The sequence below is a fragment of the Leifsonia sp. SIMBA_070 genome (assembly GCF_046534635.1).
In the GTDB taxonomy this organism is placed as follows: domain Bacteria; phylum Actinomycetota; class Actinomycetes; order Actinomycetales; family Microbacteriaceae; genus Leifsonia.
Genome location: NZ_JAWRYK010000154.1, coordinates 1 through 289, shown reverse-complemented (window position 1 = coordinate 289; position 289 = coordinate 1). Strand labels below are relative to the sequence as shown.

Annotated in this window: 1 pseudogene; it reads right to left on the bottom strand. The window is 66.4% G+C overall.

From position 1 onward, the window contains the following. A pseudogene (locus SB754_RS19810) lies at positions 1–171 on the bottom strand (phosphoserine transaminase); the annotation flags it as partial. Positions 172–289 lie beyond the last annotated feature (118 nt).

Below are 289 nucleotides of genomic sequence, written 5' to 3'. Positions count from 1 at the left end.
GCCGACGAGGTTCCGGACGGGGGCCTGGCGGTGCGAGGTGCCCAGCAGGTTGGTGCCGGCGAGGGCCAGCGCTTCCATCTGCTCCGGACGCACTTTCGACGGCCCGGCTCCGAACCGTCCGTCCAGTGGAAGCAGTTCAGCGGGGATCTTCAGTGCGGCGGTTTCGCCCATGGGTATCGCTCCAAGCGTTTGGCAGGGTGCTCTGATGTGCCTTTCCATTCTGCCCCACCGGCCTGCTTCCCAGCCATTCGTGAACAGACCGTTGCGGGGGTTCCACGGGTTGGGCTGA